This window comes from Amycolatopsis marina (genome assembly GCF_900111885.1).
In the GTDB taxonomy this organism is placed as follows: Bacteria; Actinomycetota; Actinomycetes; order Mycobacteriales; family Pseudonocardiaceae; genus Amycolatopsis; species Amycolatopsis marina.
This window is the reverse complement of record NZ_FOKG01000005.1, coordinates 267,866-281,005: the sequence shown is the minus strand read 5'-3', so window position 1 is coordinate 281,005 and position 13,140 is coordinate 267,866. Positions and strand designations below refer to the sequence as shown.

The following is a 13,140-nucleotide window of genomic DNA, read 5'->3' as shown; positions in this document are numbered from 1 at the left end:
GGTACGAGTGTGACCGGAGGTCTCGTGAAAGTCACCAAGGATCTCGTGGCCGCTTCGGCGACCCCGATGGTGCTGGGCATCCTGGCCGAGGCGGACAGCTACGGCTACGCGATCATCCGGCGGATCCACGAGCTGTCCGGGGGTGAGCTGGACTGGACCGAAGGGCTGCTCTATCCGTTGCTGCACCGGCTCGAGCGCCTCGGCTATGTGGAGTCCAGCTGGCAGTCGGTCGCGGGGGAGCGGCGGCGAAAGTACTACAGCATCACCGAAAGTGGCCTGGCTGAGCTTGCCGAACAACGCCGTCAGTGGGAGACGGTCGTGGACGCGCTCAAGGAGATCTGGCGTGGCCACGGTGATTCCCGTCCGATGACCGCGATGCCGTTCGGAGGCCCCGCATGACAGACCGGCAGGACGAACTGGAGGCACAGTTCACCCAGTGGCGGCACTACGTGCAGCGTCGCCGGGAGCTTCGGCAGTCCGACGCTGATGAACTCGAAGACCACCTCCGCGGTTCCGTCGACGAACTCGTCGCGGCCGGCCTCCGCCCCGACGAGGCATTCCTGGTCGCGGTCAAACGCATGGGGAGCCTGGACGACCTGTCCCACGAGTTCGCCAGGGAGCATTCGGAACGGCTGTGGAAGCAGCTGGTGCTGACCGGTGACACGGACAGCTCGGTGACGAACACCCGGTCGCGACGTGACCTGCTGGCGATGGCCGCCTGCGCGGCGGGCGCCGCGGTGTCCGTCAAGATTCCGGAACTGTTCGGTCTGAGCTTCGAAGAGGATGGCGCCTTCTACGGGCCGAATGCCGGACTGTTCGCGCTGCCCTGGCTGGCCGCTTTCCTGGCCTGGCGCCGTCATGCCACGAAAGCACTGGTCGGCGTACTGCTGGCGTTGTTCGCGCTCGGTGCCGTCGCGGCCAACGTCTATCCGCTCGCGGACGACTCCCAATCAGTGGTCCTGACCAGCATCCATCTCCCCATCGCGCTGTGGTTCGTGGTGGGTCTGGCCTATGTGGCCGACGACGTGCGCTCGTCGCGCCGACGCATGGATTTCATCCGCTTCACCGGCGAATGGTTTGTCTACTCTGTCCTCATCGCACTCGGTGGCGGGGTACTGACAGCCTTCATGTTCGGGACGTTCGAGGCCATCGGGATATCCCCGGACACTTTCTTGGCGCAATGGCTCCTTCCCTGTGGCGCCGCGGCGGCGGTGGTGGTGGCCGGGTGGCTCGTCGAGGCCAAGCAGAGCGTCGTCGAGAACATTGCCCCGGTCCTCACTCGACTGTTCACGCCACTGTTCACCGCGGCACTGCTGGCCTTCCTCGTCACCCTTGGTGTGACCAGTGCCGGAATCGATGTCGAGCGGGAAGCGCTGATCCTGTTCGACCTCCTGCTGGTCGTGGTGCTTGGCCTGCTGCTCTACTCGATCTCGGCCCGCGATCCGTTGGCCCCGCCGGCTTTGTTCGACAAGCTGCAGCTCGCTCTCGTGGTCAGCGCGCTGCTCATCGACGTGTTGGTGCTGCTGGAGATCGCCGGTCGCATCAGCGAGTACGGAGCCACGCCGAACAAGGCGGCGGCACTCGGCGAGAACATCATCCTGCTGGCAAACCTCGCCTGGTCGGCCTGGCTGGTGCTGCGTCTTGTCCGCCGACGCGCACCGTTCGCGGCGCTCGAACACTGGCAGACCATCTACCTACCGGTGTTCGCCGTGTGGGCCTGGATCGTTGTCCTGGCATTTCCCCCGTTGTTCAACTACTTCTGAGGACGATGTGCTGTGGTCGGCCGGTTTCGGCGGGAACGAGCCAGCGCCAGTCCGATGAGGAGGATGCCGGTCAGTCCCAGCACGCTGGCCACGACGCCCCCGCCCAGACCGTTGCCGGTGCCGAGGCCACCGTCGGCGGTGAGCACAACGAGTCCGCCAATGACGATGCCGAGCAGTCCGGCCACCGTGGCCACGATTGTTCCGCGCGGCCCGAAACCGGTTCCGGTACGGCTGAATCGGAGCAAAGCCAGTCCGCCGAGCGCCACAGCGGTCAGGCCCAGGAACGCGGCCACGAAGGCCCAGATCCGCCCCGCGCTCAGGGCGTAGACATCGGCGGCGGCAAGCAGGTGACGGACGGACATGAGGTACTCCTTCTTCTCCTACGGCTGAACGTCGCTGATTGTGTCTGCTGGACGCACTGCCCGTCGTCGAGCGGACGCAGACAAACCACGCTGCCGCCGACGCCGCAGGAGCGGCGGAAGTACTGCGCGTGCGGTAGTCGGCTGATCATCCGTGTGCAGGACTTGCGCCCTCCGACATCCGGCTAGGGTTGCGCGCATGAGCAGGGGACGGTTGGCCGCCCGGGACTGGGCGATAGCCGTCGGTGTGGCGGGAGCGCTGCTGGTCGCCGGGCTGTCCGGGCAGCACGTTCCCACGAGCCTCGACCCGCTGGGTTACGTGTTGTTGTCAGCCGGCGGTCTGGTGCTGGCCGCGCGTCGCCGGGCTCCGGTCACCGTGCTGGCCGTGACGGCGCTGTGCGCGTTGGGCTACCAGGCTGTCGGTTTCGAGGTGCCTGTCGTCGCGTACCTGTTCGCGGTGTACTCCGCGGTCCGGGCCGGACATCGCATCCTCACGGTGGCCAGTGCGGTGCTCATGATGGCCGTCCTGCCGCTCGCGATTCTGGTCTCTCCCCATGACTGGCTGATGGGAGAGGCGTTCACGCAGTCCAGGGACGTCCTGCAACTGGCCTGGTTGATCGCCGCCGGTGCGGCGGGTGAAGCGCTGCGGCAGGCCGAGCGCCGGGCGGATGAGGCCGAGCGCACCCGTGAGGAGGCCGCGCTGCGCCGCGCCGACGAGGAGCGGCTGCACATCGCGAGGGAGTTGCACGATTCGCTGACCCACCAGATCTCCGTCATCAAGGTGCAGGCCGAAGCGGCCGTCCACCTGGCCGGCAAGCGGGGAGAGCAGGTGCCGGAAACCATGCTGGCCATCCGGGAGGCAGGTCGAGAGGCGGCGCGCGAACTGCGAGCGACCCTTGAGGCGCTGCGGGAGGACAACAAGAACCCGCCGCACGGGCTCGATCACGTCCCGGATCTGGTGCAGCGGACCCGGACCACAGGCCTGGACGCGAAACTGACGATCGTAGGAAGCCGGAACGACGTGCCTGCCGCGGTGGGCCGGACCGCCTACCGGATCGTTCAGGAGTCGCTGACCAACATCACCCGGCACGCCGCCGCCGCTACCGCTTCGGTCCGGATCGACTACCGTCCCGACGCCCTGGTCATCCGGGTCGACGACGACGGCAAGGCCACGCCGCACGCAGCGCCGACGCCCGGCGTCGGGCTGCTCGGAATGCGCGAACGGGTCGCTGCCCTCGGAGGTCAGCTGCTCGCGGCACCGCGCAGCGAGGGCGGCTTCACCGTCCAGGCCGAACTGCCCGTGGCTCCGACGCCATGATCCGTGTCCTGCTGGTGGACGACCAGCCGCTCATTCGCAGTGGCTTCCGTGCGCTCCTTGACATCGAGGACGACATCGAGGTCGTGGCCGAGGCTGCCGACGGCAGCGAAGCCGTGGCCCTGGCCAGGGAGCACCTGCCCGATATCGCACTCATCGACGTCCAGATGCCGGTCGTCGACGGTATCGAAGCGACCCGGCGTATCGCGGCGGACCCGGCCCTGGCCGCGGTACACGTCGTCATCCTGACCAACTACGGCTTGGACGAATACGTCTTCAACGCGCTGCGAGCGGGCGCGGCCGGGTTCCTCGTCAAGGACATCCAGCCCGAAGACTTCCTGCACGCCGTCCGCGTCGCAGCGCGCGGCGACGCCCTGCTCGCACCGTCGATCACCCGCAAGCTGATCAATCGCTACGTCAGTCAGCCGCTCAACGCCACTACCGGTGAGGGGCTGAAGGAACTGACCAACCGCGAACGCGAGGCCGTGGCCCTGGTCGCACAGGGGATGTCCAACGAGCAGGTCGCGAGCCGAATGGTGATCAGCCCGCTGACCGCGAAAACCCACATCAACCGAGCCATGACCAAGCTCCACGCCCGCGACCGTGCCCAGCTCGTCGTGCTCGCCTACGAATCCGGTCTGGTGGCGCCCGGCAGCTGCTGACCTCCGCGGTCAGCGGACGACGTCGTAGACGAGTTTCTGGATCCCGTTGCCGTAGGACTCGCTCTCGGTGAGGGCGAGGTTCTGCTTGTCCTTGTCCGTGTCGCTGAACAGCCGCTTGCCCGCGCCGAGCAGGACCGGGAAGACCAGCAGGTGGTAGCGGTCGATCAGGCCGGCATCGGACAGGTTGCGGTTCAAGGTGGCGCTGCCGTGGATGCTGATCGGTCCACCCTCGGTTTCCTTGAGTGCGGCGACATCGTCGAGCGAACGGAGGATGCTGGTCTCGCCCCAGTTGGACACCAGGTCCTCGTCCTTCAGCGTGGTCGACACGACGTACTTCGGCATCGCGTTGTAGTCGGCGAACTCCTCGGTCATGTCCGGCCACACCGGTGAGAACGCCTGGTAGCTGACCCGGCCCAGCAGCATCGCTGTGGCCTCGCTCTGCTCACGTCCCTTCATTTCGTAGGCGGCCTCGTCGAACGCGATGTCCTTGAAGGTCCAGCCCGAGTTGCGGTAGCCAGGCTCGCCGCCAGGCCCCTCGATGACGCCGTCGAGCGAGACGAAGGCGGTGGCGATGAGAGTGCGCATTGGTGCTCCTTTTGGTCGGATTGGGGTGCTGTCATCAGGGCGTCGAACGGGAGCGGTCCTATTCGACACCTCGCGCAGAAAAAGTTCTACCGGGGCGAGCCTGATCCGGTACCGACAAGAAATCTTGTCTTGACAAGAATCTTTGACAGTGTCAGGCTCGATGCCATGTTGGATGTCGCGATCATCAATGAGCCGTCCGCGGCTGCGGTGACACTGGAACCAGTGCGCGCGCGGCTGCTGCACGAACTCGCCGAACCCGCCTCGGCGTCAACGCTCGCCGGCAAACTCGGCCTGAGCAGGCAGAAGGTCAACTACTACCTGCGCGACCTGGAGAAGCACGGCCTCGTCGAGCTCGTCGAGGAGCGGCGCAAGGGCAACATGACCGAGCGCGTGATGTGCGCGAGCGCTGGTGCCTACGTGATCTCGCCCTCGACCGCTGGTCCGCTCGCGCCGGATCCGTCCCGCTCACCGGACCGGCTCTCCGCCCAGTGGCTGCTGGCCCTGGCCTCCCGCCTGGTGCAGGACGTCGGCGCCTTGATGGGCGCTGGAGCCAAGGCGCGCAAGCGGGTGGCGACATTCGCCATCGACGGGGAGGTCCGCTTCGCGGGAGCGGCGGAACGAGCCGCGTTCGCCCAGGATCTCTCCGATGCGGTCGCGGGCCTGGTGGCGCAGTACCACGACGAGGGTGCCGCCGAAGGGCGCTCACACCGGCTCGTCGTGGCGTTGCACCCCTCGATGGGGCAAAAGGAGGAGGCGCGAGATGGGGCGTGAGTTCGAGCTGTCCAAGGAGATCGAGCTGCCGGCCTCGCCGGAGGAGGTCTGGTCGGCAATAGCCACCGAGCAGGGTCTGGCGGCGTGGTTCATGCCGATGGAGATCGACCCGGAAAGCGACGGGGGCAACGAGTGGGAGCCGCCACGCAAGCTGACCATTCGCACCCCGGAGGCGGAGGACGGCTCCACGAACGCGTTCGAATACCTGATCGAGGGCAAAGCCGGCGGGACGAGCGTGCTCCGGTTCGTCCACAGTGGCGTCCTCGGCGACGACTGGAGCGACGAGTACGAGGGCATGACCAGCAGCGGCTGGGACATGTACCTGTTCACACTCGCCCAGTACCTGCGCCACTTCCATGGTCGTCCGGCTTCCTATGTGGAGGCAGAGGCGCCCGCGGTCGGCGGATGGGAGCGGCTGCGCCGGGTGCTCGGCTCGGTCCGGCTCGGCGGACAGGTCGAGGTCAGCCTGCCGGGCGGACCGCGGATCGTCGGCGAGGTGGACTACCTGAGCGAGAAGTTCATCGGGCTGCGCACAGCCGACGAACTCATCCGATTCCACGAACGTTCCGTGATCGGTCTGCCGATCGCGGTGAGCGACCACCACTACGGCGCACTGGCCGATCCGCAGCGGCGTGCCGAGTCCTGGCAGCAATGGCTTGCCGCCACAGGCGACCAAGGAGGGCAAGCATGACCGAGGGCGCCCCGCAGAAACCGCGCCGATGGTGGTGTAGGCGCCCTCGACACCGGCCGATCACCCAGACAGCGCACCCGCACCCACCACTCACCGCACTTTCCCGGGAAAGTGCGGTCGGGGGTAGTTTGCGGCGCCGGTGATCTTGCTTGGTGGTACTTGCAGACGCACCATCCCTGAGCCGGCACTTTCCCGGGAAAGTGCCCACCTCGCGATCAGGCGTTCGCTCGGCGGAGGCGTTCGGCTGCTTGTGCGCGGAGCGCGGTGTCGGACACTGCCTTGTCACCGTGTAGTGCTTCCCATCGGACGTCGTGCGCGGCGGGCCACAAGCTGGCCGCCCACGCGATTTCCTGCTCCTCCACGGTGAACCGGCGCCCCCGAAGGTCCTGACAGGTCAGCATGAACGCCTCGGAACTTTCGATCGGCGGCAGTGTGGCCGGCCCGGTCTTGGGGAACACTCCACTCGCCGCTCCCACCAGCGCTGCCTCCGGTTGCCACGCCAAGCTGTCCCAGTCGTGCACTGCCCACACCTCTCGGCCGCGCCATCGCAGGTTGTGCGCTTCGAAGTCGGCGTGGCCCAGCACGCACGGCAGGTCCGCGGCCAGCAGCCGCTTGCGTGCCCGGGTGGCCGTGTCGACGACGTATGCCGGTACGGCGCGCTGATCCCGGTAGTCCAATTCCGGGATCGTCGGCCACAACCCGGAATCCGTGTGGTCCCAACGCGCCCAGCGCGGATTTGGCAGCGGGGGCGCGACGGTCGCGTCGGCCAGTCCGGCCATCAGCCGGGCGAACACCACCGCGTAACGCACGGCAATGTCCGGCGAGTCCCCGTACAGGAGGTCGCCGCTGGGCCGTGACTCCTCGGCGTGCACGGCCAGTGTGTCCACGCCGATCACAGGCGTGAGCGGCCGGGCGCACGGAAATCCCCGCTCCGCCAGCCGTGCCTGCGCGGCAACGCACGACGCGGCCCGGCCTTCGTCCTCCCGCGCCTTCACCACGACATCGCGTCCGTCGGCCAACTGCAGCCCGAACACAGCCGACATCCGCCGCAGCTTGAACAGTACGCTGACCGGCTCGTTCCCCAACTGGTCCACACACCAGTGCGGCAGCCAGTCAGGCAGGTCGTCCGACGGCATGGGGCTCACTGTGCCACCTGCGCCGAACACAACGGAAGCGATCAGAAATCGAGAAGCGCGGTCATCAGGCCGGGGTTAGCGTGGCCGCTATGAACATCAGCATCCACACGACCGTCCTGCCACATGTCGACCCGGAGGAATCCCTGGGTTTCTGGCGCGACATCCTCGGCTTCGAGGTCCGCAGCGACGTCGGATCCGGCACGATGCGGTGGATCGTGGTCGGTCCGGCCGACCAGCCAGGCACCTCCATCCTCCTGGCGCCGCCGACCGCCGACCCCGGCATCACCGACGACGAGCGCCACGTCATCACGGAGATGATGGCCAAGGGCACCTATGGCTGGCTCCAACTGGCCACCGAGGACCTCGACGGCGTCTTCCGGGAACTACAGACACGCGGCGCCGAGGTCGTCCAAGAGCCGACCGAGCAGCCGTACGGTGTTCGCGACTGCGCGTTCCGCGATCCCGCGGGCAACCTGATCCGCCTCCAGGAACTCCGCTGAGGACCCGGTTCCGCGGTTATGGACTGTCCAGACGCATACCGCGAAGCGCTTACCCGAGAGCATTCCGCTACGGACACATCGTCGTCGGCGATCAGCCGATCAGGAATCGAGAAGCATGGACTCCCGAGTCGGCCTAGCGTGACGGCCATGGCATCCATCGAACACGTCGCCGTCGAGGCGGCGGACCCCACAGCCGCCGAAAGTTTCTATTCGACCGTGTTCGGGTTGGACAGCGAGGTGCGTCCGCGGTTGTCGGAGGCGCCGACGACCGGCTTCCGTGGGTTCACACTGTCGCTCGTCGTACCCCAGCCGGCCACTGTCAACGGCTTCATCAACGCTGCCCTTGACGCTGGTGCCACGACGCTGAAGCCGGCCGCGAAGTCGCTCTGGGGCTACGGCGGTGCCGTACGAGCGCCGGACGGGACGATCTGCACGGTCGCGTCCTCGACGAAGAAGGACACGGGTCCGGCCTCCCGTGAGATCGACGAGATCGTGCTCCAGTTGGGAGTCGCGGATGTGGCCGCCAGCAAGCGGTTCTACGTCGAGCGCGGCTTCGCCGTGGCCAAGAGCTACGGCCGCAAGTACGTGCAGTTCGCCGAACCGGCGAGTCCCATCAAGCTGGCGCTCTACAAGCACCGCGATCTCGCCAAGGTCGCCGGTGTCTCGCCGGACGGCAGTGGGTCGCACCGGCTTGTGCTTGGCAGCGATGCCGGGCCGTTCACCGACCCGGACGGGTTCACGTGGGAGGCCACGGCGCCTTGAGGACTCAACGCCGCGGTGCCCACCGCAGCCATACCTCGGCAGCTCCCCGGCACACCACTGCCAGTGCCCACGGCACGATCCACACGACAACGCTCAGAATTGCGGCCACCGAACCGGTGCTGCCGGCGGTGGAGTCGATGATGGCCAGCGTCCAGAGCATGGCTGTCACGACGGCCTGGGCCAGCGGCAGATGGATCCGGTATGTCCTGCCACTTTTCGGTATCAGCCAGAGCAGGTAGAACCCTGCCACGGACGCGCAGACGAAGCCCAGCCCGACCCCGACCGCAAGCGCATCCGATTGCGGTCCGGTGGCCACGGCAAGGTCGGCGAAACTGTTCCAGAGCGCGGTAGACGCCCCCGTTCGGCGCAGAACCACAGCAGTCGAGACGAAAAGGAGCAGATAGCTGAGTGCCCGAAGTGCGGGCCCGGCAACGGTCGAGCGTTGCTGAACGTAGTTCGCGGCCCTGCCGGTCGCCCAACCCGCTATGCCACCGACGAGAACCGACAGACACCAGAGCGCCCACGACTCGAAGTAGAGCCCGAGCGGATCCTTGCTGAGCTCAGTGGTGATCGACTCGGCGATGATCGAAAGCAACCACCCCGCACCGGCCCCCGCCAGCAGCCCGCCGCTGTAGCCCATGACAACCCCGGCCACGGCACCGAGCCCGATCGTCATGGCAGCGACCGGAGCGCCAAGAGCCGCCGGAAGGATCGTCCCGGAGATCAGCCAGACCGTTGAGCCCGCGGCGACTCCGGTGAGTATCGCGCCGGCAAGGCGGACGTACCACTCGCCCGTGAGAAACGTTCGCAAGAACGATTCCAAGAAAGTGTTCAACGATTTGTCGGCGACCCAGCGGGCCGCCTTGCCCAGCGGCGTCCGTTCGGTTGTGCTGCGCTCGGCGGCCGCACGACCATCCGGCCCGAACCGTGATGGCTCGACGTACTGTACGTAGCTCATGTCTCCTCGCACGTCATGACTGGGACGGACGGTGTGACCGGGAGCAGAACGACGCCGACTGGGGAGTAGCAACAAGCAGTCAGTCGGTCACAGCGAGTTTAGCAGCGGCGGCGGTGTCAGCGGCCACGTTCGTCGTGCGCTTATCTGCCGGGTTCGAGGATGTACACGAGGGTAGCCATGAAAACTGCGGCTTCTCTCCGTCATCGGACCGCAAAGCGTTATCCCGCAGACGTCGCCGGAGGCGTGACAACCGGGTCACGGCACCAGCAGCCATCGGCCGCGCTGTCCGCCGTCGGCGACCTTGGCGTACGCCGTCGCCGCCTCACTCAGCGGCACCCGGCCGGCTACCCTCAGCTCCAGGGCGCCGGCGGCAGCGAGGGTGAGCAGCTCGGCGAGCTGGGCACCGTCGGGCCGCACACTCACGATGCCGACCTCGATGCCCCGTTCGGCCATGGCTGGAGATGACGAGGTCACGCCGACGAACATCCCGCCGTCGCGGACCGCGACGAGGGCCGCCGCATGCAGGACGGCGCCGTCGACGACGGCGTCGAACGACGGCCCCGGCATTTCCGTAAGGAGCTCATCGGCACCGGCCCTGAGCACGAATTCGCGGTCGGACTCGCGTGCTAGTCCTGCCACGGTCCAACCGGCGTGGGCGGCCAACGCGACGGCGTATCCACCCACGGCGCCAGCGGCACCGGTCACCAGCAGGGTTCGTCCGTCGGCTGGGCCGAGCCGGTTGACCATCTGTGCAGCCGTCAGGGCGTTGAGCGGGAGGGAGGCCGCGTCGGTCCGGTCGATTCCGCCCGGCAGCGGGGCGGCTGCCGCGGCTGCCACGAGGGTTTCCTCGGCGTGTGCGCGGACCGGGGCGGTGAAGTCGGTGTGGACTGCGGCGACGGAATCGCCGACAGAGAAGCCGGTGACCGCGGCACCGGTATCGGTGACCACACCGGTGAGGGACCAGCCGACGCCAGCCGCGCCGGTGATGCCGAAGATCGAACGGGCCGGCCCGTTGACGAAGAGGGTGTCGACGGGATCGACCGATGCCGCTGTCACGCGGACCCGGAGATCATGGGGACCCGGCGGGGGCAGCGTTATCTGCTCAAGGGTGGGCGCGGAAGTCTCGGGCGTGGATACGAGAGCTAGCGTCATCGTGGTTTTCCTTCCGTTAGTGGAGCAATACAACCATCGGTGATTTACTCTCTTTTGGGAAGTAGGTACTTAATGGTGGTGTAGGAACCTGGAGGTAAGCCATATGGGCAGGACACCTGTAGATGGGCAGCCAGTGAGATTCAATGCGTTCACCGCATCCTGTCCCAGCCGACGGTTGCTCGACACGATCGGCGACAAGTGGGTCAGTCTCGTGATCGTGGCCCTGGGCCTGGAGGGGCGGATGCGCTATTCCGAGCTCTCCGCGCGGATCGCCGGGGTGAGTCAGAAGATGCTGACCCAGACTCTGCGAGGTCTCGAGCGGGACGGGCTGCTGACTCGTACGGTGACTCCATCGGTGCCCGTTCGCGTCGACTACGAGCTCACGCCGTTGGGCCGGTCTCTCCTGGATACGATTCGCCACCTCAAGGATTGGGCAGAGGCTCACATGTCTGAGGTCGACGACGCGCGGGCGATGTACGACCGGAAGCACCAGTGATCGGCGGATGTCGAAGCACACCTGTCCACGACCCATGGCGAAGCGCGTATTCATGCTCCGTCATCCGACCGCAAAGCGTTATCCCTTGATCTGCTCGCGGAGGATGTCGCCGTGGCCGGCGTGCCGCGCGAAGTCCTCGCTGATGAGCAGGTAGATGAACCGCAGATTCACGTCGCCCAGGTGGGGGTGTGTCTTGGTGTCGTCGAGGTCGAATTCGGCGGCGATCATGCGCGAGCGTTCGCTGGCGCGCTCGAATTCGGCGATCACGTCGGCCAGGGTCTCGTTGTCGTCGACGATGAAACTGGCGTCGCCCGCTGTCGTGCCGCCACCACATTCGCTCTTGGGCACGCCCCCCAGGACGTGCTGGAACCAGATCCGTTCGGCGACCGCTGCGTGCTTGAGTAATCCGATCGGGGTGGTCGGCGACGCAACGAGGCGACGCCGAGCCTCCACTTCGGACAGACCATGCACCGTGTTGATCAACTCGGCCCGGTTGCGGTCGAGCGTGCTCTCGAGCAAGCGGCGTTCAGCGCCGGTGGTGATTCGTGGTATCGACCAGGTCATTGTCGGCTCGATTCTGTTCGTGGGGATGGATCTGCCTGTGTGCTTGTGCCCCGTTTTCGACAGGGGCGGATGACCGCGTTGCGCCGTGGTTGGGGCGGATGATTTCCCGCGCTGGGCGGCCGACGCACGATGGCTGGTGCGCGGAAGTCAGCTGTGAGTCGCGAGATCTGCGCGTCGCGGGGCCGGAAGGACGGCGGACTGTCGTATCACGCGCAGGCGTTGCGCAAATTCTATGCAGGTGCGATCTCGCCGCGCAACAGTCGGTCGATGGCGGCGTGGATCCGAAGCCTCGTTCGCTACGCTGCCGGCCGGCCCGCGCCCGCGTAGCTGTCGCCCGGTTTGCGGTAGGGGTGCACCTGCACGGCCTGGCCGAACGTCGGCGCGTCGATCATCTGCTGGTTGCCGATGTAGATGCCGACATGGTGGATCTTCGTGCTCGGTTCGCCGTAGAAGATCAGGTCGCCGAGCTGTGGCTCCGCATCGGCCGGGATGATCGGCACGCTCCCGTACTGCCAGTGCGCGGTGCGCAGCAGTTCGATACCGGCGCTGGCGTACGCGGCGGTGGTGAGCCCGGAGCAGTCGAAGCCCAGGTCGCCCTTCTCCTTGCCGTTCCCGCCCCAGATGTAGGGCAGCCCAATCTTTTCGATCGAGAAGCTGACGGCTTTCAGCGCTGCCGGGTTCGGTGGCGAAGAATTCTGGCCCACCGTCCCGTAGACGTTGGCGGTGGCCAGTACTCGGTGCAGGAACAGCGGTGCGTCCTGCAGCGAGGACACCGCCTTCAGCCAGCTGTCGCCGTCTTCGAGGTTGCGTCCACCCGCGCACAGTGCGTGGCCAGCCGTGAGTGCTGCGTCGTTGATGTTCTGCACGTTGGGTGTGGCCCCGCTGGCGGCGCTGTGTTTCCACTTGCTCCACACCGCGGGAGCGAGCTGCATCGGGCCCGCGGCGCCGGGATCGGAAATCGTGGCGCCGGAGAAGTCCTTCACCTCGACCGTGCCGATCGGGGCGCTCACCATGCCGTTCTTCGCGATCGAGCCGCCGTTCACCCTGCCGTGATCGGTGGTGATCTTGCCGATCCCGGCCAGGGTCACCCAGGAAAGGTGGCACTCGGGCTGCTCCTTGCCGAGCGCGACGGTCGCGCCCGCGTAGGCGTGCATCGCCTCCTGCGGGATATCGAGCCAGCCGGCCACCTCGTCCACCCACTCCTGGAACCGAGGGCCGCTGTCCTGCGGCACCTGCGCCGCCTTCTTCGGGGCGCTGGTCTCCGGTGCCGGTGGCGGTGTGGTGGAACTCGGCGGAATCGAGGCGGTGGCCGCGGGCGTGGTGGCCTCGCCGTCCGGGCCGAGTCGCTGGGTGACGACGAATGCGGCGAGGACGAGGACGACCGCGCCCAGCGCGATGATCAGCGTGCGCCTGCGGGAGCCACCAG

Annotated in this window: 16 protein-coding genes; 9 read left to right on the top strand and 7 right to left on the bottom strand. The window is 67.1% G+C overall.

Features of this window, described 5'->3' with window-relative positions:
- Positions 1-9: 9 nt before the first annotated feature.
- Both BM199_RS10945 and BM199_RS10940 read left to right on the top strand, forming a co-directional pair.
- Positions 10-399 (top strand): PadR family transcriptional regulator, encoded by a 390-nt coding sequence (locus BM199_RS10945; RefSeq protein WP_245788283.1) that lies wholly within the window; start codon positions 10-12, stop codon positions 397-399.
- On the top strand, positions 396-1,763 hold the full coding sequence (locus BM199_RS10940; protein WP_091672561.1) for a permease prefix domain 1-containing protein: 1,368 nt from the start codon (positions 396-398) through the stop codon (positions 1,761-1,763). Before BM199_RS10945 ends, BM199_RS10940 begins: the two co-directional genes overlap by 4 nt.
- Here BM199_RS10940 and BM199_RS10935 read toward each other — a convergent pair.
- On the bottom strand, positions 1,754-2,125 hold the full coding sequence (locus tag BM199_RS10935; RefSeq protein WP_091672560.1) for a DUF6223 family protein: 372 nt from the start codon (positions 2,123-2,125) through the stop codon (positions 1,754-1,756). The genes BM199_RS10940 and BM199_RS10935 overlap by 10 nt on opposite strands.
- 196 nt (positions 2,126-2,321) lie before the next feature.
- Here BM199_RS10935 and BM199_RS10930 point away from each other — a divergent pair, with 196 nt between their 5' ends.
- Positions 2,322-3,440 (top strand): sensor histidine kinase, encoded by a 1,119-nt coding sequence (locus BM199_RS10930; RefSeq protein WP_091672558.1) that lies wholly within the window; start codon positions 2,322-2,324, stop codon positions 3,438-3,440.
- Entirely contained in the window at positions 3,437-4,099 is a 663-nt protein-coding gene (locus BM199_RS10925) for a response regulator (protein ID WP_091672557.1), read from the top strand. The genes BM199_RS10930 and BM199_RS10925 overlap by 4 nt, the downstream gene beginning before the upstream one ends.
- Positions 4,100-4,108: 9 nt before the next feature.
- On the opposite strand, the gene BM199_RS10920 is transcribed toward BM199_RS10925, so the two are convergent.
- Positions 4,109-4,684 carry a dihydrofolate reductase family protein gene (locus BM199_RS10920; protein ID WP_091672555.1) on the bottom strand — a complete coding sequence of 192 codons (576 nt, stop codon included), beginning with the start codon at positions 4,682-4,684 and terminating at the stop codon, positions 4,109-4,111.
- Positions 4,685-4,849: 165 nt separating this feature from the next.
- Between BM199_RS10920 and BM199_RS10915 the strand changes: the two genes are divergently transcribed.
- Positions 4,850-5,455, top strand: coding sequence for an ArsR/SmtB family transcription factor (locus BM199_RS10915; RefSeq protein ID WP_091672554.1), 606 nt, complete (start codon positions 4,850-4,852; stop codon positions 5,453-5,455).
- Complete coding sequence (locus tag BM199_RS10910; protein WP_091672552.1) at positions 5,445-6,146, top strand: SRPBCC family protein; 702 nt, start codon at positions 5,445-5,447, stop codon at positions 6,144-6,146. The genes BM199_RS10915 and BM199_RS10910 overlap by 11 nt, the downstream gene beginning before the upstream one ends.
- A 215-nt stretch (positions 6,147-6,361) precedes the next feature.
- Here BM199_RS10910 and BM199_RS10905 read toward each other — a convergent pair whose 3' ends face one another.
- A complete protein-coding gene (locus BM199_RS10905; RefSeq protein ID WP_091672551.1) occupies positions 6,362-7,282 on the bottom strand; it encodes an aminoglycoside phosphotransferase/kinase family protein in 921 nt (306 codons plus the stop codon).
- An 89-nt stretch (positions 7,283-7,371) separates the two neighbouring features.
- Between BM199_RS10905 and BM199_RS10900 the strand changes: the two genes are divergently transcribed.
- Complete coding sequence (locus tag BM199_RS10900; RefSeq protein WP_091672549.1) at positions 7,372-7,782, top strand: VOC family protein; 411 nt, start codon at positions 7,372-7,374, stop codon at positions 7,780-7,782.
- A gap of 147 nt (positions 7,783-7,929) precedes the next feature.
- Positions 7,930-8,544, top strand: a complete 615-nt coding sequence (locus tag BM199_RS10895; RefSeq protein WP_091672723.1) for a VOC family protein — start codon at positions 7,930-7,932, stop codon at positions 8,542-8,544.
- Positions 8,545-8,548: 4 nt separating this feature from the next.
- Here the strand turns inward: BM199_RS10895 and BM199_RS10890 are convergent, their stop codons facing one another.
- Both BM199_RS10890 and BM199_RS10885 read right to left on the bottom strand, forming a co-directional pair.
- Positions 8,549-9,502 (bottom strand): hypothetical protein, encoded by a 954-nt coding sequence (locus tag BM199_RS10890; RefSeq protein WP_091672548.1) that lies wholly within the window; start codon positions 9,500-9,502, stop codon positions 8,549-8,551.
- Positions 9,503-9,757: 255 nt separating this feature from the next.
- A complete protein-coding gene (locus BM199_RS10885) occupies positions 9,758-10,654 on the bottom strand; it encodes a zinc-binding dehydrogenase (protein WP_091672546.1) in 897 nt (298 codons plus the stop codon).
- 103 nt (positions 10,655-10,757) lie between these two features.
- Here BM199_RS10885 and BM199_RS10880 point away from each other — a divergent pair, with 103 nt between their 5' ends.
- Positions 10,758-11,150 carry a winged helix-turn-helix transcriptional regulator gene (locus tag BM199_RS10880; protein ID WP_091672544.1) on the top strand — a complete coding sequence of 131 codons (393 nt, stop codon included), beginning with the start codon at positions 10,758-10,760 and terminating at the stop codon, positions 11,148-11,150.
- Between the two features lie 78 nt (positions 11,151-11,228).
- Here BM199_RS10880 and BM199_RS10875 read toward each other — a convergent pair whose 3' ends face one another.
- Together BM199_RS10875 and BM199_RS10870 are read right to left on the bottom strand one after the other, a co-directional pair.
- A complete protein-coding gene (locus BM199_RS10875; RefSeq protein ID WP_091672543.1) occupies positions 11,229-11,714 on the bottom strand; it encodes a DinB family protein in 486 nt (161 codons plus the stop codon).
- A gap of 296 nt (positions 11,715-12,010) precedes the next feature.
- Positions 12,011-13,117, bottom strand: coding sequence for a C40 family peptidase (locus BM199_RS10870; protein WP_091672721.1), 1,107 nt, complete (start codon positions 13,115-13,117; stop codon positions 12,011-12,013).
- Between the last annotated feature and the right edge of the window lie 23 nt (positions 13,118-13,140).